The sequence below is a fragment of the Enterobacter sp. PL_is511 genome (genome assembly GCF_055816065.1).
The window spans coordinates 96,960-115,686 of record NZ_JBVPGP010000021.1; the positions used below are offsets into that span (position 1 = coordinate 96,960).

The 18,727-nt window shown below is 55.3% G+C and carries 14 protein-coding genes and 1 tRNA gene; 3 read left to right on the forward strand and 12 right to left on the reverse strand.

Annotation, left to right across the window (positions count from 1 at the left end; translation table 11 throughout):
* Positions 1–64: 64 nt before the first annotated feature.
* The 3 genes from fadJ to AC0TN7_RS09840 all read right to left on the reverse strand — a co-directional run bounded on the left by fadJ (position 65) and on the right by AC0TN7_RS09840 (position 4,085).
* Complete coding sequence (gene fadJ / locus AC0TN7_RS09830) at positions 65–2,212, reverse strand: fatty acid oxidation complex subunit alpha FadJ (RefSeq protein ID WP_148770453.1); 2,148 nt, start codon at positions 2,210–2,212, stop codon at positions 65–67.
* Complete coding sequence (gene fadI, locus AC0TN7_RS09835) at positions 2,212–3,522, reverse strand: acetyl-CoA C-acyltransferase FadI (protein WP_148770451.1); 1,311 nt, start codon at positions 3,520–3,522, stop codon at positions 2,212–2,214. The genes fadJ and fadI overlap by 1 nt, the downstream gene beginning before the upstream one ends.
* 278 nt (positions 3,523–3,800) lie before the next feature.
* A complete protein-coding gene (locus AC0TN7_RS09840; protein ID WP_024907659.1) occupies positions 3,801–4,085 on the reverse strand; it encodes a YfcZ/YiiS family protein in 285 nt (94 codons plus the stop codon).
* Between the two features lie 372 nt (positions 4,086–4,457).
* Here AC0TN7_RS09840 and fadL point away from each other — a divergent pair, with 372 nt between their 5' ends.
* Positions 4,458–5,741, forward strand: coding sequence for a long-chain fatty acid transporter FadL (gene fadL / locus AC0TN7_RS09845; RefSeq protein ID WP_024907658.1), 1,284 nt, complete (start codon positions 4,458–4,460; stop codon positions 5,739–5,741).
* Between the two features lie 44 nt (positions 5,742–5,785).
* On the opposite strand, the gene mlaA is transcribed toward fadL, so the two are convergent.
* Entirely contained in the window at positions 5,786–6,538 is a 753-nt protein-coding gene (mlaA, locus tag AC0TN7_RS09850; RefSeq protein WP_024907657.1) for a phospholipid-binding lipoprotein MlaA, read from the reverse strand.
* Between the two features lie 316 nt (positions 6,539–6,854).
* On the opposite strand from mlaA, the gene AC0TN7_RS09855 reads away from it, so the two are divergent.
* Positions 6,855–7,784, forward strand: a complete 930-nt coding sequence (locus tag AC0TN7_RS09855) for a formate/nitrite transporter family protein (protein ID WP_463727086.1) — start codon at positions 6,855–6,857, stop codon at positions 7,782–7,784.
* Between the two features lie 75 nt (positions 7,785–7,859).
* Positions 7,860–7,931: transfer RNA gene (locus AC0TN7_RS09860), tRNA-Arg, on the forward strand.
* 49 nt (positions 7,932–7,980) lie between these two features.
* Here AC0TN7_RS09860 and AC0TN7_RS09865 read toward each other — a convergent pair.
* From AC0TN7_RS09865 to AC0TN7_RS09900, 8 genes are all read right to left on the reverse strand, one after another.
* Complete coding sequence (locus tag AC0TN7_RS09865) at positions 7,981–9,312, reverse strand: VasL domain-containing protein (RefSeq protein WP_463727085.1); 1,332 nt, start codon at positions 9,310–9,312, stop codon at positions 7,981–7,983.
* Between the two features lie 91 nt (positions 9,313–9,403).
* On the reverse strand, positions 9,404–9,874 hold the full coding sequence (locus tag AC0TN7_RS09870) for a hypothetical protein (protein ID WP_024907654.1): 471 nt from the start codon (positions 9,872–9,874) through the stop codon (positions 9,404–9,406).
* A gap of 14 nt (positions 9,875–9,888) precedes the next feature.
* The gene (tssE, locus tag AC0TN7_RS09875) at positions 9,889–10,341 is read right to left on the reverse strand and encodes a type VI secretion system baseplate subunit TssE (RefSeq protein WP_024907653.1); all 453 of its coding nucleotides are present in this window, start codon (positions 10,339–10,341) and stop codon (positions 9,889–9,891) included.
* Positions 10,334–10,870 carry a type VI secretion system lipoprotein TssJ gene (gene tssJ, locus AC0TN7_RS09880; RefSeq protein WP_024907652.1) on the reverse strand — a complete coding sequence of 179 codons (537 nt, stop codon included), beginning with the start codon at positions 10,868–10,870 and terminating at the stop codon, positions 10,334–10,336. The genes tssE and tssJ overlap by 8 nt, the downstream gene beginning before the upstream one ends.
* A complete protein-coding gene (gene tssG / locus AC0TN7_RS09885) occupies positions 10,851–11,954 on the reverse strand; it encodes a type VI secretion system baseplate subunit TssG (protein WP_061714703.1) in 1,104 nt (367 codons plus the stop codon). Before tssG ends, tssJ begins: the two co-directional genes overlap by 20 nt.
* Positions 11,909–13,672 (reverse strand): type VI secretion system baseplate subunit TssF, encoded by a 1,764-nt coding sequence (gene tssF / locus AC0TN7_RS09890; protein ID WP_061714702.1) that lies wholly within the window; start codon positions 13,670–13,672, stop codon positions 11,909–11,911. The genes tssG and tssF overlap by 46 nt, the downstream gene beginning before the upstream one ends.
* Before the next feature lie 20 nt (positions 13,673–13,692).
* A complete protein-coding gene (tssA, locus tag AC0TN7_RS09895) occupies positions 13,693–15,288 on the reverse strand; it encodes a type VI secretion system protein TssA (protein ID WP_024907649.1) in 1,596 nt (531 codons plus the stop codon).
* A complete protein-coding gene (locus tag AC0TN7_RS09900) occupies positions 15,288–18,710 on the reverse strand; it encodes an ImcF-related family protein (RefSeq protein ID WP_032645225.1) in 3,423 nt (1,140 codons plus the stop codon). The genes tssA and AC0TN7_RS09900 overlap by 1 nt, the downstream gene beginning before the upstream one ends.
* Between the last annotated feature and the right edge of the window lie 17 nt (positions 18,711–18,727).

Genomic DNA, 18,727 nt, shown 5'->3' on the forward strand with positions numbered 1-18,727 from the left:
CAATCTCTGTTTACAAAATCGCCAGAACAGGTTCATTCACTTCAGGATTTACCCTTCTTTGACCTCAGCTTACGAGGACAGTTTCCCTTGCAGGCCAAAATGTCTGGCCCCGTTCCGCCATCTGCAATAATTCGTCACACGGTGTAAACCGTGGACCATATTGCGAAGCCAGACGTTGCAGGATAGCAACCACTTCACCCGCGCCGAGCGTATCCATGTAACGGAACGGGCCGCCAAGGAACGGCGGGAAACCAATGCCAAATACCGCGCCGATGTCGCCATCGCGCGCGCTCTTGATCACCTGTTCACCAAAGCAGCGCGCCGCTTCATTGAGCATCATCATCACGCAGCGTTCAGCGCACTGAACGGCGGACAGTTTTCCCTGACCGGTGGTCGAAATAAGCCCATAAACCGAAGGGTCGACCTGTTTCTTGCTTTTACGCCCTTTCGCGCCGTAAAGATAGAAACCGCGTTCATTTTTTCTGCCTTTGCGATCGTCCTTCAAAATTGCAGAAACAATGTTTGCAGGCGGGCTAAAACGATCGCCATAAGCCGCCTCCAGTACAGGTATAATTTTAGTGCCGGTGTCTATTCCCACCTCATCCAAAAGTTGGATTGGGCCAACGGGGAAACCAAACTTTACCAGCGCCTCGTCGACATGTTCGATCTTCTCGCCTTCCGTCAGCAGCCGCATGGCTTCATTAATGTAGGGCGCCAGAATGCGGTTGACGTAGAAGCCGGCTTTATCTGCAACCACGATCGGCGTTTTACCCTGCTTCTTCGCAAGCTTGACTACCGTGGCGATAGTTTGCGGACTGGTGGTCGCGTGTGGAATAACTTCCACCAGCGGCATTTTTTCCACCGGACTAAAGAAGTGCAGCCCGATCACCTGCTCCGGACGCACGGCTTTCGCCGCGATATCGCCAATCGGTAATGACGACGTATTGGAGGCAAAAATGGTATGCGCGGCGCAATGCTGTTCAACGTCTGCCACCATCTGCTGCTTAAGCGCAAGATCCTCAAACACGGCTTCAATCACCAGATCGCGGTGCGCAAAACCGCTGTAATCCGTCGTGCCGGAGATCATCGCCAGGGTTTTATCACGCTCGCTTGCCTTGATATGGCGGCGCTTGACCTTTTGATCAAGGTTCTGCCAGCTGTACTGCAGCGCGTGGTTGATCCCCTTAGGATTGATGTCTTTGATGCGTACCGGCAATTTGCCTTTGCTGGCGGTAACAAAAGCGATACCGCCGCCCATGAGTCCTCCACCCAGTACGCCAATGGCACGCAGCGGCGCGGGCTGCGCCTCGCTACCGGGATCTTTTTTCACGTCCGTGCTGGCGAAGAAGATGCTGCGCAGCGCCTGTGACTGCGGCGTCATCGCCAGTTCGCCAAAGGATTTGGCCTCTGCGGCATAGCCGCTGCTGCTGCCCTGGGACAGCCCGGTCTCAATCACCTCGAGGATCCGCTTTGCCGCCGGATAGTTACCTTTGGTTTTTTGTTCGGTCTTTTTGCCCACCATGTTGAACAGGAGCGTTCTCCCCAGTGGCCCTGCCAGCACGCGCTCGCGTACCGGCAAAGGACGTCTTACCTGACGCCCTTTCAGCGCCAGCTCAACGGCGGCCTCCAGCAAAATGGACTGCGGCACGACGTCATCGACCAGACCGGCTTTCAGCGCCTGACGAGCTCGCAGCTGTTTACCGGTTAAGATCATCTCCAGCGCCGTGCTGACGCCCACCAGGCGCGGCAGTCGTTGCGTTCCGCCGGAGCCTGGCAGCAAGCCCAGCTGCACTTCAGGCAGACCCAGAATGGTTTTCGGATCGTCGGTACATATACGGCTGTGGCACGCCAGCGCAAGCTCCAGCCCGCCGCCCAGACAGGCACCGTGGATCGCGGCAATGACCGGGATCGGCAGGCCGTTTATCTCCGCCATGACCTGCTGGCCCTGACGCGCCAGCTCTTCGGCTTCCAGCGCGCTTTGCGCCCGGGCGATCATGTTGATATCGGCCCCGGCGATAAAGTTATCCGGCTTGGCAGAGATAAACACCAGGCCGCGAATGGCTTTGTTCTCGCGGATCTGCTTTAGCATCGCGCGCACCTGAACACCAAATTCGGCCTTCAGGGTATTCATCTTTTCATCCGGCACATCAATAGTGATAACGGCCACGTTATCGAGGCGAACCGTCAGATTAAATGCAGATGGCATATCCATTATTCAGCCTCCAGAACCATTGCTGCACCAAGGCCGCCCGCCGCACAGGCGGTAACAAGGCCAAACCCGCCGCCACGGCGACGAAGTTCATGTAATGTTTGCGTGATCATTCGCGCGCCGGTGGCAGCAAACGGATGACCATAAGCGATAGAGCCGCCCAGCACGTTGAATTTGCTCTGATCCACTTCACCCGTAGCATGGACGCGGCCCAGCACATCGCGTGCGAAACGCTCGCTTGCCAGCAGCTGGACGTTGGCCAGGGTTTGCGCGGCAAATGCTTCGTGCATATCAATCAGGGTTAAATCAGCCAGCGTTAGCCCCGCACGCTCCAGCGCCAGCGGCGTGGACCACGCCGGACCTAACAACATGTCCTGCCAGACATCAATGGCGGTGAAGGCATAGCTGCGTAAATAGCCGAGGGGAGTAATGCCCAGCTCCTTCGCACGGGATTCGGTCATCAGGATCACGGCGGCGGCCCCGTCCGTCAGCGGCGTACTGTTCGCCGCCGTCACCGTGCCGTGCTTGCGGTCAAACGCCGGGCGCAGTTTGGCGTAATCCGCCAGCGTCGAGGTGCCGCGAATATTGTTATCTTCCGCAAGCGGTTCGCGATAGGGTGGAATGTAGGCGGTCATGACCTCGTCGGTCAGCTTGCCTTCCGACCAGGCTTTTGCCGCAAGCTGATGCGAGCGATGCGCCAGCGCATCCTGCTGTTCACGGGTAATGCCGTAGGTTTTCGCCATCTGCTCGGCGGTATCGCCCATGCGCAGGCCAGTGGAGTATTCCGCTACGGCAGGTGGCACGGGCATCAGATCGCGCAGACGTAAACGCGAGAAGAGTTTGAGTTTCTGACCCGTCGTACGGGCTTTGTTAGCATCGACCAGGATACGCGCCAGCTTTTTACTGACCCCAATCGGCAGTACCGAAGAGGAGTCCGCCCCGCCCGCAATCCCGGCGCGGATAGTCCCCGCCATCAGGCTTTCGGCGACGTTCGCCACGGCCTGGAAACTGGTCGCACAGGCGCGACTGACGCTGTAGGCATCGGTGTGCACATTCATCCCGGTACCGAGGACGATTTCCCGCGCAATGTTGGGGGCTTCAGGCATCTGCACAACCTGGCCGAAAACCAGCTGTTCGATGACCTCAGGCGGAATTTCGCTGCGAGCCAGCATCTCCCCCACTACCATTTTCCCCAGGTCGACGGCCGGTATGCCATGAAACGCCGTCGCCTGACGCGCAAATGGCGTGCGCAATCCACTGACTATGGCAATGCGATCGCCCTGACGGGTAATAAGCGGTAATGCCTGACTCATAACACTCCCCTGTAAAAAATTTTTCGCAAACACAAAGTGGTCTGACCTGATAATAGTCTTAACCATTTTTTTACATTCAGCCAATCGGGGAAACGAAAAAATGCGAGCTAAAACACAGAGAAGAAAAAGAAAATGCCCCTGCATAGCAGGGGCATTTGTGCGGTATGTTGCCGGGTGCGCAAGGTAAAAGCAAAACGGTAACCCGTAGGTTACCGTTTTTAATGTTTGCGCCCTCTCCCGTGGGAGAGGGCCGGGGTGAGGGCATCAGGCCGCAGAAATTAACGCAGGCCTAACTGGAAAATCAGCGTTTCTGCTTCGCAGGCGAAAACAAAGTCGATGTCTAGCTTCACGCCGCCTTCCACTTCGGTAAAGGTAGACTTGATTTCACAAGGATCGGATTCAACGTCACGCGCACGCTTGCTCAGCGCAGTCAGGGTCTCTTCCGCTTCGGCACGGTTGGTGAATACGCGGCTGTAAGAGGCGGTGCAATCGGTGTTGTCCATGATGGTCCCAACATCCATACAGCAGCAAACCGGGGTTTCATCAGCACTGCATTTACTCATAGCTCAATTTCCTCTGTATTCGCGCAGCGCGCGAGATAAACACGATGCTGCTATTTTACGCCCCGGCGCGGGCTCTCTCCAGCCGTTAATGGCGCAAAATCGGATAAGTGACCAATATCACACTAAAAAATGATCTAAAACAAAAACCACCCTTTTGGGTGAGTCTCGATGGTCACAATTTTGCCAACCAGATCTCGTTTCACGAAACATGTTTGAAAATATTAATAAACAAACTTGCAACATTCCGGCTGGTCAGACCTATACTCTGGCCACTGGTCTGATTTGTCTGTCATACCTCAGACCCTACACTTCGCGCTCCTGTTACGGTATGTAACAATTATTGAATAAAAATAACTCAATGAGGTTATGGTCATGAGCCAGAAAACCCTGTTCAACAAGACTGCGCTGGCAGTCGCAGTGGCACTCGTCTCCACTTCCGCATGGTCAGCGGGCTTTCAGTTAAACGAATTTTCTTCCTCTGGCCTTGGCCGCGCATATTCCGGGGAAGGCGCTATTGCTGATGATGCAGGTAACGCGAGTCGTAACCCTGCATTGATCATGATGTTTGATCGTCCGACCTTCTCTGCTGGTGCGGTTTATATCGATCCTGATGTAAACATTTCCGGTAAGTCGCCTTATACGGGTGCGAGTCTTAAAGCGGACAATATTGCCCCAACGGCATGGATCCCTAACCTGCACTTCGTTGCGCCTATCAATGAACAGTTTGGCTGGGGTGCATCCGTAACGTCTAACTACGGCCTTGCTACCGAGTTCAATAACAACTACCCGGCAGGTGAATACGGCGGTAAAACAGACCTTACCACGCTGAACCTCAACCTGAGCGGTGCGTATCGCCTGAACGATAACTGGAGTTTTGGCCTGGGCTTTGATGCCGTCTACGCCGATGCCAAAATCGAACGTTATTCCGGGGAACAGACTGCTCGCCTGCCAAAAAACAGCAATAAAATTGCCAGCCTTGAAGGTGATGAGTGGGGCTATGGCTGGAACGCCGGTATCCTGTACGAACTGGATAAAAACAACCGCTGGGGTCTGACCTATCGTTCCGAAGTGAAAATTGACTTCGACGGCGATTACAAGAGCGGCATCCTGAAGCCTGTGAACAACCTGGTTCCCGGTGCAGGTACCACCATTCCTTGGGGAACGTCAAACCAGACCGTTCCAGGTTCACTGTCGCTGCATTTGCCAGAAATGTGGGAAGTGTCCGGTTACAACCGCGTTGCACCACAATGGGCTATTCACTATAGCCTGGCCTATACCAGCTGGAGCCAGTTCCAGGAGCTGAAAGCGACCGGAACCAATGGTCAAACGCTGTTCTATAAGGACGAAAGCTTCCACGACGCCTATCGTATTGCGCTGGGTACCACCTACTACTACGATAAAAACTGGACTTTCCGCTCCGGTATTGCATTTGACGACAGCCCGGTTCCGGCAGACAAGCGTTCCATTTCGATTCCGGATCAGGACCGCTTCTGGTTAAGTGCAGGCGCGACATATGCGTTCAACGAGAATGCATCCATCGATGCGGGCGTTTCTTATATGCACGGTCAGAAAGTGACGTTCCAGGAAGGCCCTTACGAGTTTACCTCTGAAGGTAAAGCCTGGCTGTTCGGTACGAACTTCAACTACGCGTTCTAATCGTACTGGAATCAAAAAAGGTGAGCATTGCTCACCTTTTTTATTTACTGTGAATCGATATCTTTTAGTTCGTTTTCGATAGCCTTCGCGTTTGGATTCTCTTCCGGCTTCAGCTTACCGCCGTTGGCGATAAAGTCATGATTCTGGAAGTACGCTTCACGCACCATAATGTACGGGTCAGAAGACTGGCGCAGCAGACCATCAGAGTCGAGCAGTTGCGCACGGGTTTCAATCCCTTCCACCGTCCATTTACCCACAGAAAGCGGCCAGGTCAGCCACGACAGAACCGGATATAGCGTATCGACCATATCGCCGCCGTCATCACGCACGGTGAAGCTGCCATAGAACGGCAGATGAACGTAAGGGCCGTAACCAACGCCATAATGCCCCAGCGTACTACCAAAACGGTGCGGCTGTTCACGCTGCAGTTTCGGGTTCGCCATACCTGCGACATCAATAAAGCCGCCCATCCCCAGAATGGAGTTCAGGAAGAAGCGGGTAAAGTGCACCATCCCCTGATACGGATCGCCCTGCAGGAAATAGTTCACCATTACCGCAGGCTCTTCGAGGTTGCTGGTAAAGTTACTTAATCCGTTACGCGCGGGCTGTGGAACATAATCGCGCCATGCTACTGCCACCGGGCGAACCACATACGGGTCCAGCACGTTGTAGTTGAAGCTATACATTGAGCGGTTAAATCCTTCGAGAGGATCGGAGCGTCCCGTTTGCTCACCGGAGCTGGCGCAGCCCACAAGCATCGTCGCGCCCAGCGCAAGCGCCGACAGCCGAAGTTTCATAAATATCTCCCTGTTCAGTATGGCTATCGTTGATTGCCATCCGTAACGGAGCCGTTGACGCTCCGTCTGTAAACGTGCAAGCGATTGTAACAGCACGTTTACCGATGTCTATGAGCACAATTACGGGCAGTAACCACCGTGACTCTGATCTCAGCATAGCCTGGCTTTTGGAATTCGTTTCGCTGGCAATTTTATAATGTCTTTTGAAAGAGATGTATCACCTTTGTTGCCATTGCCGCCAATTTAAGAGCATCCCCACAGGCATTCCGATAAAAGCCGCTACGCTTAACAAAAAGATCAACCTCCGGGAGCAAATATGAAAGACGTGGGCGAAGAAAAAATTGGCGAGAACAGTGAGGAACTTGAAATTGAAAGCGAGGAGAAAGCGCGCGGCGAGAAGATAGAAATTGATGAAGATCGCCTCCCCTCCCGCGCGATGGCCATCCACGAACATATACGTCAGGATGGTGAAAAGGAGATGGAGCGCGACGCGATGGCCCTCTTCTGGTCAGCCATCGCTGCCGGGCTCTCAATGGGCGCATCTCTGCTTGCGAAAGGGATATTTCATGTGCAGCTGGAGGGTGTACCCGGCGGATTTTTACTCGAGAATCTCGGCTATACCTTCGGCTTTATTATTGTCATCATGGCCCGACAGCAGCTGTTTACCGAGAACACGGTAACCGCCGTTCTGCCGGTGATGCAAAACCCCACCCTCGGCAATTTCGGTTTATTGATGCGTCTGTGGAGCGTCGTCCTGCTGGGTAATATCATCGGCACGGGCATCGCGGCCTGGGCGTTTGAACACATGCCGATCTTTGATGAAGCCACCCGGGACGCGTTTGTAAAAATCGGCATGGATGTGATGAAAAACACCCCGGTGGAGATGTTCTCGAATGCCATCATCTCCGGCTGGATCATCGCCACAATGGTCTGGATGTTTCCTTCAGCAGGGAGCGCCAAAATTGTGGTGATTATATTGATGACCTGGCTGATTGCGCTGGCTGATACCACGCATATTGTGGTCGGTACCGTTGAAATACTGTATCTGGTCTTTAACGGTACGCTTCACTGGAGCGATTTTTTCTGGCCGTTCGCCCTACCGACGCTGGCGGGTAACATCTGCGGCGGAACGTTTATCTTCGCGCTGTTAAGCCATGCCCAAATCCGTAACGACATGTCGAACAAACGCAAAGCTGAGCTTAAGGCACGGGAAAATGATGATAAATCGACAAAAAAATTGTCCTGAATGGTGACTCTTTGAGCAGTCAGGCGGCGATGCGCTTAACGCACAGTGTAAATAAGGCTATACTCGTGCCGCCTCGTCCCCTTAGTTAAATGGATATAACGAGCCCCTCCTAAGGGCTAGTTGCAGGTTCGATTCCTGCAGGGGACACTTTGACTTCCACGCGTTGTTGAACAAATTCGCCTGTCCACCGCAGAATTCACTGCGAAGAAGAATCCCGTTTTATTTGAGCGTAACGCGTTGCCAGCTGTTTAAGACGCAACTCCAGCTGGGTCTTTTCGGCTTCAGGAAGCACACCTCCTGTTGGATGCTGTGACAGGCGTCTGAGTTGTTCTTCAGCCGGTATTGTTTGGTTAAATGACTGTATAGTCGAAAAAACCACCGATTTAAGCTCACTCACCGTGATGTATTTTCCTTTTTGTTCATCCAGACTACTCAGCCGGTGGCTCAGTTGCTGAAGCTTCATCATTCCCTGATACCAGCTGTTCATGGCCTCAGCAGGCAACGCCGCCGCGTTAAATTTTTGCTGCCACTGTACGGCGAGCGGCTTTGCTTCCTCCGGCCGCAATGCCTGGAGTTGCGCTAACAGCTGAAGGCTGTAGGAAATATTCCAGTCAGGAGGCAATTTATCCAGTCGGGCAAGCTGCTGCTGCGTTTCTGTGATAAACGTGGACGGGAAAGTGCCTCGCTGTGCTAACGCGTCTTGCTGAGCAGGTGTAAGCGCTTCAGGTAACGGTGCCAGCGAGGCAATAGCCTGAGCCGTTAAGGGATCGGGTCTGGACAGAAAGCCCCCTCCCCACGCCACGGCGACGCTGACCACCAGCATAGAACACATCCCGGCGACAAAGGGTTTCCATGGTCTGACAGCCCCATGCGCTGTCGCACGATCCTCTGCATTGGGCTGATTTTCCGGCTGCACAACATAAACCCATTTCACTTCGTCAACCGGCTCTGCCTTTTCCTGAGGTAATTCGCAACCGGGCATCATGCGTGCATTCAGATCGGATGCGTCATTACTGCTTTCCAGCCGTTCAGCATTCGAACGTATCATTGTTCGTAACGTATCGAACTGGCTTAGGTGTTTCAGTTCAAGGCGCTGGAGCACCGCACTCAGCCGGGTAAGCAACGCTTCAGCACGATAAAGCTCACTAAGATGGCTATTGTTGAGTGGAAGCATACGCATGCGCTGCTGCAGGCGCTGGCTCAGGCCGCTAAGAATTTCCAGACGAGTATGTAGCGTCTTCGGCCAGAAAACGTCCCACTGATGGCTAATCAGGGCCTCCAGAATCGCCAGCCCTTCGTTCAGGCCAGCCAATCCAGACAGGTGAGTCCGGGCAAGGGTGAACCAGGCCGCAGTCTGCAACTCCACACCGTTTTGTTCAAACAGAGAGAGGCAGCGTTTTTCGACATATTGCCAGTTCACATCCGGGCGAGCAGGATGCGTCAGCTTGCTGAGCTCATCGCGGAGGGCGGCGTAATCTGGCAGCGTGCGCGGGTCACCGCCGGTTTTTAACGTTATATGTGTGGTCATCCTGGAGGGCCTGCATATCCGTGTGGTTAATTTCGTCAGTTGATGTGAGGGGCTATTTTGCGTTTAAAAGTGCAATGACTCATAAATATCGCTATGGCAGCAGCGCTAAAATCAGACCGAAAAATACACCTTCATCAAATAGTTGTCCGGACCGGGATGAGGTATCAGGGGGAGTAAAGATCCAGCCATTTGCGTTCCCCACCCTCATGAACAGGCGTCCTTGAGAAATCACCTTGTCCCCGGAACAGAAAGTTATCTCGACACAACCTGCGACGCCCAGCCCATACAGAAAGATCGGCATAAATTTGACCGCCCGGCTGTCATAGCGCAAAACGATACCGGAAATCTCAAAAGCCCCGCCCTCCACCAGCAGATCCGGAACGGATACTGTCAGTGGCTCCACATTCAGTCCCGTATCCGTCAGCCACGCGTCCATTTGCTCCTGAAGCTGGGCCATTCGCTGGCGAAACTCTGCAATATCAGCCTGACTCTTGCTGATGGCAGGAACAGGTGCAGGTTGGCGTGCCTGCAACTTCTTCAGGAACTGTAATTTTACAGACATGATGTTATCGGACCTTATATACGAAGAGTGGCGTCGAGATACTGCTGTTGTCTGAGATGCCTTAACAGGACCCGTCCTTCGGGCATAAATTCAGTCCCGTAGCGCACCAGGCCAATCCCTTTAAGTTCAGCATCAATGGCATAGCGCAGTTCACCGGGGACGTTCTGTTCCAGCAGGACAACGGTTATTTTTTTCAGGCGTGGTTCGTATTTGAACAGGACGGCAGACAATGTGCCCATCAGCTCATGAGCCGTTCCCGGCATGCCCTGCAGGATTTTGGTCATATCCGGCAGGCCGTAGTCAGGCAGATGCGCCAGCGTGCCGGCACGACAGTTGAGGATACGCTGCATGTTATCCAGTACCGAGAGGATGACCTGGTTCTGCTCGCTGACCTGATGCAGGTCGAGGCCGCCGGTGAAGTTGCCATAAAGTGTTTCATACAGTGAAGGACGGGATGACTCACTCATCTTTCAGCGCCTGCAGAGTCAGTCGATTGCTGCCCGCGTCAATCACCCGGGCCTTCTCCGGATCAAGCTCATCGCGGCTCAATACTACACGCCAGGTGTTGTTCTCCTGGTCAGGTGACATAAACATCCCGGCCACTGCCACGTACTGCGCATCTTTTTCCATTGGCATATCAACCGTTACCGCCCCCCCCGGCTGCAGCCTTATATCTTTCTCCGCCACGAGGTCTGCCTTGACGGCCTGGCTGTCGTCTTTAAACAATGACGGGTAGTCCATGCTGTCAAAGGTTTTGCGGTCTTTAAGCTGATAAATACGCACCACCGTCGACAGAGCGACACCTCCAGCATTGCTGTTCACGGCTTCACGGGCACGAATATCGAGATGCAGGATCTTCACCTGCTTATAAAAAATCGATTTAGTCACGGCGACAGTGCCGTCCGTAACACTCTGAGTAAGTCCACAGCCAGCCAGCATCAGCGTAATGCCTACAGCCAGCGTAACCAGAGGAAATTTACCAGCGGTAATCGCCATCTTCATCAGTCTCCTTGCGGTGAATGTTTTCCTGTACGCGCTCGTAGCGGCCAAGATTGATGGTTATTGTTTTTGGGTGTGATGTTGTCTTAGCCGCATTCAGCGGTCGCATCACGGCAGTGCGGCCCAGTTGCACTGCACCCGCTTTGGGTTGAGTGCTCATTGTCGCGTCCGGCAGCAGTCTACGGTCGACACACAGCTGCAGGCGGACATCCAGGCGAGAGCCAAGATAGACGTGCAATAGCGCCATCAGATCCGTGTAAAGCACCCCGCCGGGCAACCAACCCGGTACTTCCACAGGGTCTGTGGTGGTCAGACGCATCAGTACCTGGCTGTTCACATCGGTGGCATAACTGCCCATCACCGGGCGATGCGTCAGTGTGACAGGCTGGCTAATGCTCATTCTCAAAGGTTTCTTCAGCGGTACCCGACGCCTGTCGTGGTGCCAGATTTTCGCCTGCGTATTAGGCGCCAGAAGACGTACCAGTGAAGCCATGCCTTCCGCAGTACGTCCTGGCAACAACATCACCGGCAGCAGCGCCAGAAAGCGTGAGGCAGGCGCCGCTATACTTTCTGTGCAGCCGTCAATCCCAAGCCCAGCCAAACCCAGCAGATACTGTGAAGTTTTGTCCTTACCGCCTTCTTCAAACGTTGCCGGATACGAATATTTACGCCAGATACGGTAGTACTGAGCAATCAGCCGGTGGTTGAAGATATCGAGGAAGTCCGCGTTAGCTTCGTACCCTTCCCGTCGCTGAGCGATGTCATCGATATAGTGCGTCGGCAGCGGAGACTCCACGCCGTAGAGCCCCATAAAGGTGGTACGGATTGTGGGTGGAAGGTGCGGATGTTCCGGTAGCTCTGCTCCTTTGATTTCAGAGGCTGGGAACCCCATCCCCGCATGGGGTCGGAAACGAACCGGCTCATGTCGCACCTGCCAGGTGCTGCCGGTGACCGGTTTATCCGGCTGGCTCTGCTCCAGTAGCTGACAGAAACGGTAAAAATTCATGTACGGCAGCCGGTCGCCCAGTTGCGCTATCAGCCTGGCAGACGCGGACTGTGATTCTCTTTCCACCGGATGCATTTTCCTTCTGGCTGAACAATGAGGGTAAGCTGGTTGAACTGGTTCATATCGGCATACAGCGCAAAGAATCGGTTGAGCATTTCACCGAACAGGTGAATATCACCCTCACCGGTGAAGCCGTTGCTGTCGAGGGTTACCTCAATATCCAGCCCCCGCAGCAGGTAGCCCTGTTCAAAGCGTTGAAGGCGATGGTGCTTTACATGCTGAATCGCCTCCAGACGCCGGGTGTTCATTTCATCTTCCTGCCAGTTATACAGGGCAAGCGTGCCGCGCAGCACTTCGGCGGTACTCATCATGTTCAGGAAACCGGATCCCAGGTGGCTCAGAACCCGCCAGTGAAAGCGGTCTTCAGAAGGCGGATAGACTGGCAGCGTTGGTTTGCAGAGGTTACGTACTGAAAGTTGCGTACTCACCACCTGCTCACAGCGGTCAAGCAGTGTGCTCTGTAATGCCCGGCGTGGTAACTGACCGTTGGTGCCGGTGATTTGCAGCGACACGGCCTCACGCTCAAACAGGCGGTCATCTTCCCACTGGTGCCCGCCAAGGATAAGCCAGGTGTCATAGAGCCCGGTCACGCTGCGCTTAACGCGGGTGTGGTAATAACGGGGGGGAGCATAACGGCGCATCATCCCGCCCTTGTGCCTGAAGCTGCTAAACGGAACATACTCCGCGTCATTGGTGCGGTTTGAGCCAGTGACTGAATCCACCGAATAAATCTCGGTATGTCCGTCCTGCAGACGTTTTGGACGCAGCAGGTATTCGTTTTCAAGCCCGGTGATGGTGAGCGGGTCAGCCTCCAGCGTAAACAGGTTAATCACCGGCACGCAGTGGAGGCGAACCGCATCATCAGTGACCGGTAGGTCAGATGACCATGGCGTACTGAACACCACTTCAACATCAAAATACTCAGCCCCCGCTGGCGGCGTGATGCCCTCAAGGCCGTTAAGGTGGACAAACATAAACTTGTCGCGGAAGGTGAAATACTCCAGCAGAAGCTGGTAGCCGCTGAACGCGGTATCGCCTTTCGGCCACAGGCAGTCTTCGTCACGAAAGCCGCCCGGTGAGAAATATCCGTCAAGCCGGATACGGTCAGTTTGACCAGGCAGGCGCATATAGAGTGCGGCCTGCCGTTTGGTCAGCATAAGGTGTAGCTGGCTGCTGACCGGTGCATCCGCCCCTAGATAGAGGCTCAGGTCACTGAGGTCCGCATGGGACCAGTCCGCCTGTGTGCTGCAGGCAAAGCGCATTCGCAGTAACGAGCGCCCGTCCGGCTCAGTGGTCATGGTCACCCGAGAGATATTCAGCGGGTTGAGCATCACATCGCGGGTTGTGCGGTAACGGCAGACCGTATTTTTCGGCCCCACCGGGCGGGAGTACACTTCCAGCCCCGCGGGCATCACCTCTGCCATCTTAACGGTCTGAAGCGCAGGCGTGAACGCGACCACCGAGAGTGACGGAATGGTCCGCAGGTAATGTGGCCAGAGCATACTGACCAGTCCTTCAGTCAGCTCCGGCAGGTCGTCGTCAATCTTTTCGCGCAGCCGCCCCATAGAGAAAGCAAAGCCTTCAAACAGGCGCTCTACATACGGATCGGGTGTGCCGGCTTTATCCAGGTCCAGCATGGCTGCCCGGTCCGGATGGGTCTGGGCAAATTCTTTAGCCGCTTCACGGAGGTAGCGCATTTCCGCGTCGTAATAACGCAGAGTCAAATCTTCCATTTTTTTCTGCTCCTGTGCATTTAACCGCAAAGCACGGCACCACGTGCTGGATCGACAGCGATCAGCCCGGCAAGTAACTTGTCCATTAACGGTGTAAGTCGTGCCTTATCAGCCTCACTGCGGCCGGCTTTCAGGCGCAGGAGTTTCAGATGACGGGCCTGTACCTCGAACAGCAGCTCAGGCTCCCAGTTGCTGAGAGTCACGTCTCTGGCGCGATCACCCAGTTCAGCAAACAGATGCATCGCCAGCTCATTTTTACCGTACTGCTCAGCAATGCGGCCCATCAGCAGACGTAACAGCCACTTCTGGCGATCGGTGGTCACACCCGGGCGCTTCTGTAGCCAGGCCAGCGCAGTATCCGGGCCTTCACTGTCCGCCAGCACCACGGCTTCTGGCTCCAGCGCCAGAATGTCATCATTGCTGGCAGACATCTGAGCGGATGGGGTGTCATTGCCCCACCCGCCAGTTGTGTCCATCACGCTTTGCTGGATCCAGTTCAGCGTTACTTCATCCGCAAATGGCGTTCCGTCACTGAACGCGAGCGTTTCCAGACCGGACAGACGGGTGAGCAACCCTTTCAGGTCAGCGGCAATAATGCCAGCCAGAGTGTCCTGACCCGATTTCGTCAGGGCCTGGTGGATGTACCACTGCAAATCCAGCCAAAGGTGATTAGCACCGCGGGAAAAGGCGCTATCTGCCGTTTCAAGCATCTCTACCCAGTTCTGCTGCAGATAGAGACGTTTAAGTAACGCGCGCTGGTCTGCTCTTGGCGGTTCGATGCGGGTACGGCCCTGCGCATCCGGGGCCGGAATTGCCCGCAGAGTATCGTGACGCAGGCTCTTCATCAGATGGTGTGCGGACAGCCACCCGTCCGGCTGTTCGCGCAGATATTCGGCGAGCGTGCGGGCCTGTGCCAGCAAATCCTGACCGGAGGTGATACGTCCGATGACCGGGGCATCGTAGTGGCTAGCAGTCGCAGGGGTTTCGCAGGCACTGGCGTTCTGCGGCACAACCGCATCCACACCACCCGCTTTCTGCAAGCGGCTTTCAAGAGCACCATACAGCGTATTGAGTTCCGGTCGGATTTCATCCGGCTCATTTTCCGTCAGTTGCTCTATCAACAGCAGTGCCCCGGTGGTACGTATCGCATCGTTCCTGACCACTTCGGGGTACAGGGAAAGAGAGTCAGTCATTCGCGATCCCGCCAGCCATTCCAGTGCCGCCTTACGGCTGCGCTCACGCTGTGGATGCAGTTGTGTACCAAAGCGCTCCAGCAGGCCGCACAGCAGTTCAAGACCTTCAGCGAGCCCCTGCTCACCTTCGCGGTGCAGCTTTGCCCAGCAGTAGTAGGTGGCCACACGGATATCTTTGGCGGTCGTGGTCAGAAGCTTCTCTGCAAGCTGGCAGATAAGTTCGGTATCTGCACCTGAGAGTTTGTTGACCTCCTCGCGCATCTGCTGAAAGTCATCGTCATAACCCGGGTCGTCACCCTGAGGAGATGGACCGGACAGCGGCTGCAGCCAGCTATCCCAGAGCCTAACCCGCTCACGGGTGGTCGCAAGGAGTGGTTCCTGCTCAGTCTGGCAGGCGCGGAGTAAAGCGTTGAGCGTGCTCATCAATATACGTCCTCTGTATCATTGCTTGCGCTGGCGACCTGGTCTGATGCTGCCACGCCTTTCGTGCTGAAGATGGTCTCTGGCAGGCGGAAATTACGCAGTTTCAGCAGCGCCAGAGGACCCTCTCCCGCTTCGGTACGCAGGGTGTAATTGAGTGTTCGACCGTCCTGCGCCGTCCAGCTCAGACTGTAGCTGCTACCCACGCCCGAATAAGCACTGACGGCAGCTTTGTCGAGCAGTCGTATCCAGCCCCAGGCGCCTGGAATATCCGCATACTGACGGGTGCCTGCCTGGGTGCTTATCCAGCTCAGGTTCGCACCAGGAGCCTCAGTATCCGCAGGCCAGGTGAAGCGCTTCCAGGCTGGCATCTGGTTAACGTATATCAGCTTCTGGCTGTCGATAATCATGGTGGTCTGCATCACGCCATCGGCAGTACCTGGACGTAGTTCGAAGTTCATCCCTGCATTGCCTTCGGTGAAGGCCACATCGGAGATATGACTCAGGGTGTTAATGGCATTGAGGAACTCTGGGTTAAAGGCCAGCCCCTGCGAGTTGATGCTGTCCGGCACCCAGTGGTTTCCTTCTTTGTGCAGCACGCCTTTGAGACGGGTCTGCAGGAACTGAGCGATACGCCCGGAATCCGCGTTGAGGTATTTGGCCAGCAGCGGCAACGAGACATCACTACTTGAGTTGTTAAACGGATAGCGGCTACCAAAGGCACTGTTCCACTCAGCCACTACCGCCTGCTGCCACTGGGCATTGAGGCTGTTGGCCGCAGGGGTCAGCACCTGCTGCCAGGCCTGCTCCATTGGATTCACAAACACCGTTCGGCCAAAGCCGCTCCACTCCTGCCCCAGACCGGCGGCAATCAGGCTGCCGTAGTCGCGGGTTTCGGTGAGGTCCACAGCTTTACCCTGAAATACGGTCTGGGCAATGGTCTGGGTCATCGCCTGCGGGTCGGCGGCATTGGTCACCTGCTGCAGACGCAGACGCACCTGCGTCACACGTGTCAGATACGACTGCAGACTCTGCTCTTGTGCTCCCGTGCGGCTTTTATCCATCAGTGCCAGGACCGGGCCAAAGGTCGCATCAAGCGGGCCATGAACACCGGCACTTTGGTCAATGGCATCTTTGTTGTCGCCACCCAGCAGATTTTTGGCTGATTTCACCAGTGAATCTGATATCGCTTCGCCTGTCTGTCCGGTACGCCCCTGAACATTCAGAGTGTTCATCAGCGCCACCAGAGGCGACTGACGCACGTCGGCCATCAGGGTCAACTGGTCAATGGAGTCCGACAGCGTGGTGGCCTGGTTCCAGCGCAGGCTGTTGAGGAATTCCAGCCAGGCGCCGCCAAAATCGGCAAAATAACGCTCCGTCAGGCGATTTTTAAGTGCTTCCGGGGAGATTTCATCCTGCTTATTGACCGGACGTTTGCTGTCAGTCAGCACCCAGTCGAGCTCGTCCCGGCGCGCCTTCACCACCTTCTCGATGGCGGGCTGAACGGCCTGCTCCCAGGCCTGACGGGTAAACATGCCAGGTACAATTTCGGTGGTGCTGAACAGGCGGGCAGCATCGGTATCACCTGTCATATCTTCAAGACGCATATCCACATACAGATGTGCCACCTGTGAAAGCATTTTCTGGTACAGAGTCGATTCGCTATTACGCACCCCCATCAGGCGAACCAGCAGGGAACGCGCCTGGCTGACCATGTTTTCATCAGCTCGCAGTTTCCACTCAGCATGTGTGACCAGTTGTGCACCATAAAACGACAGCAGCGACGGGGCCACGCCTAGCCAGATACCGTCCTTCACACCGTCACGCTTCAGCCAGTCCTGAAGCAGCACCGTGCTAAACCAGGCACCATCCATATGCTCAGGACGCGCCAGCATCAGGTAAAGTTTCAGCTGGTCATAGGTCGCTTTTGCCCTCTGCTCGCGCAGCGGGCTATCCGGAGGCAGCGCGTTAAAGGCACTGACCTGCTTCTGCAGATGGTCTGCAGCCGCATCCCGCAACAGCGGCAACGCGCTGTCCTGATAGCGTGGCCAGAGTGCGGCCAGCAGGGCGTTATTCTGGCTCAGCCCGGCCTTTTCATACCACGGCACGCCATGCTCAGAGCGGTACTGCAGACGGGCCATGGTTTTCTGAAGTTCAGACAGCGCGTGCAGGCGCTGCTCCAGCGGCTGATTCTGTAGGGCGGCAAGTGCGGTCTGGGCATTCGCACCTGCAATCTGGCTGCGGTTGGTGACATACGCGATGCCCATCCACATAACCCAGCTCACCATCGTGAGCGCAGCAGCAGATGCCATTACCTTGCGCCATGGAATACCGGGCTTGCGAGGACGCAGCCCGTCAGGAAGCGTCCGGACTGATTCAGGCAGAACATTCCAGCGCTTATCCATGCCCCAGTGGTGCGGCACAGTGCGTTCTGCACCGGCTGAAGGCTGACTGAACACCACACCGGCCAGCGGCAGCGGGCGATACGGATTGAGCATCACCGACAGCGGTGCGGTCACGCTTTCCGGCTCACGAATGAGCTGATCGGCAAGGGACAGCAGGAAGTTATGCCTTACCTTGTCACAGGTCTGCTGCACACCCTGTGAGGTCAATGCCGGCGTCAGTGCCGCGAGTTGGTCAGCCAGCGCTTCCAGACTGCATCCGGCGGGCAGCAGACAACCTGTCGCCTGCACGATGCGGCCTTCCGGCTTACCGGCGCGCGGATGTAGGGACCAGACGTACAGGGGGAGTTTCCAGCCAAGCGCATCCATGCGGTTACTGATGGCATGAGACAGGGAATCCATGATGCTTTCAGAGGGAACCGGTAACGGTTGCTCCAACCCCGGCGCTAAAAGCCTATCAAATGCTGAGGTGACCCACACCATGCCATCCACCGGACGGCGGCGCAGCTTACGCAGTGCGGTCAGCCAGACACTGTCGGCTGGGGTGTTGAGGTCACCGCCCCACAACAGCAACGTGCCGCGATCTTCCTGCCAGAGCTGGGTGGTGAGGCCGGGATTCAGTTGCTCAACTTCAGCCGCCGTACCGGTTATCAGGAGGATGCGCGTTTTGCGTCCCCAGCGACGGCCATAGAGGTTGCGCATAGCAAGGTGGAGAATATTAATCGTTTCACTGCATTTTCCTTGCTCCGCACGCGATATGTGTTCCGTTTGATGACTTTTCCCGGTTAATTCACGAAGCTGTTTCATAAAACTTAAAGAAATAAACCATTGCCACAATCGGACAAATAAATCATCACAGAGTAAAATGAACAAACATAAGCCCGAGACAGCCAGGGAAGCCGCCATTTTTTTCTCTGGAGAACGAAGATAAACAAAGGGATTTTCAGTCCATATCAGTCCACCGCCTATAGCCGCGATGAGCAGTACGACTAGCCAGGTACTGAGGCGTTTTTTCTTTTTCACATCACTATCCTTTGCGT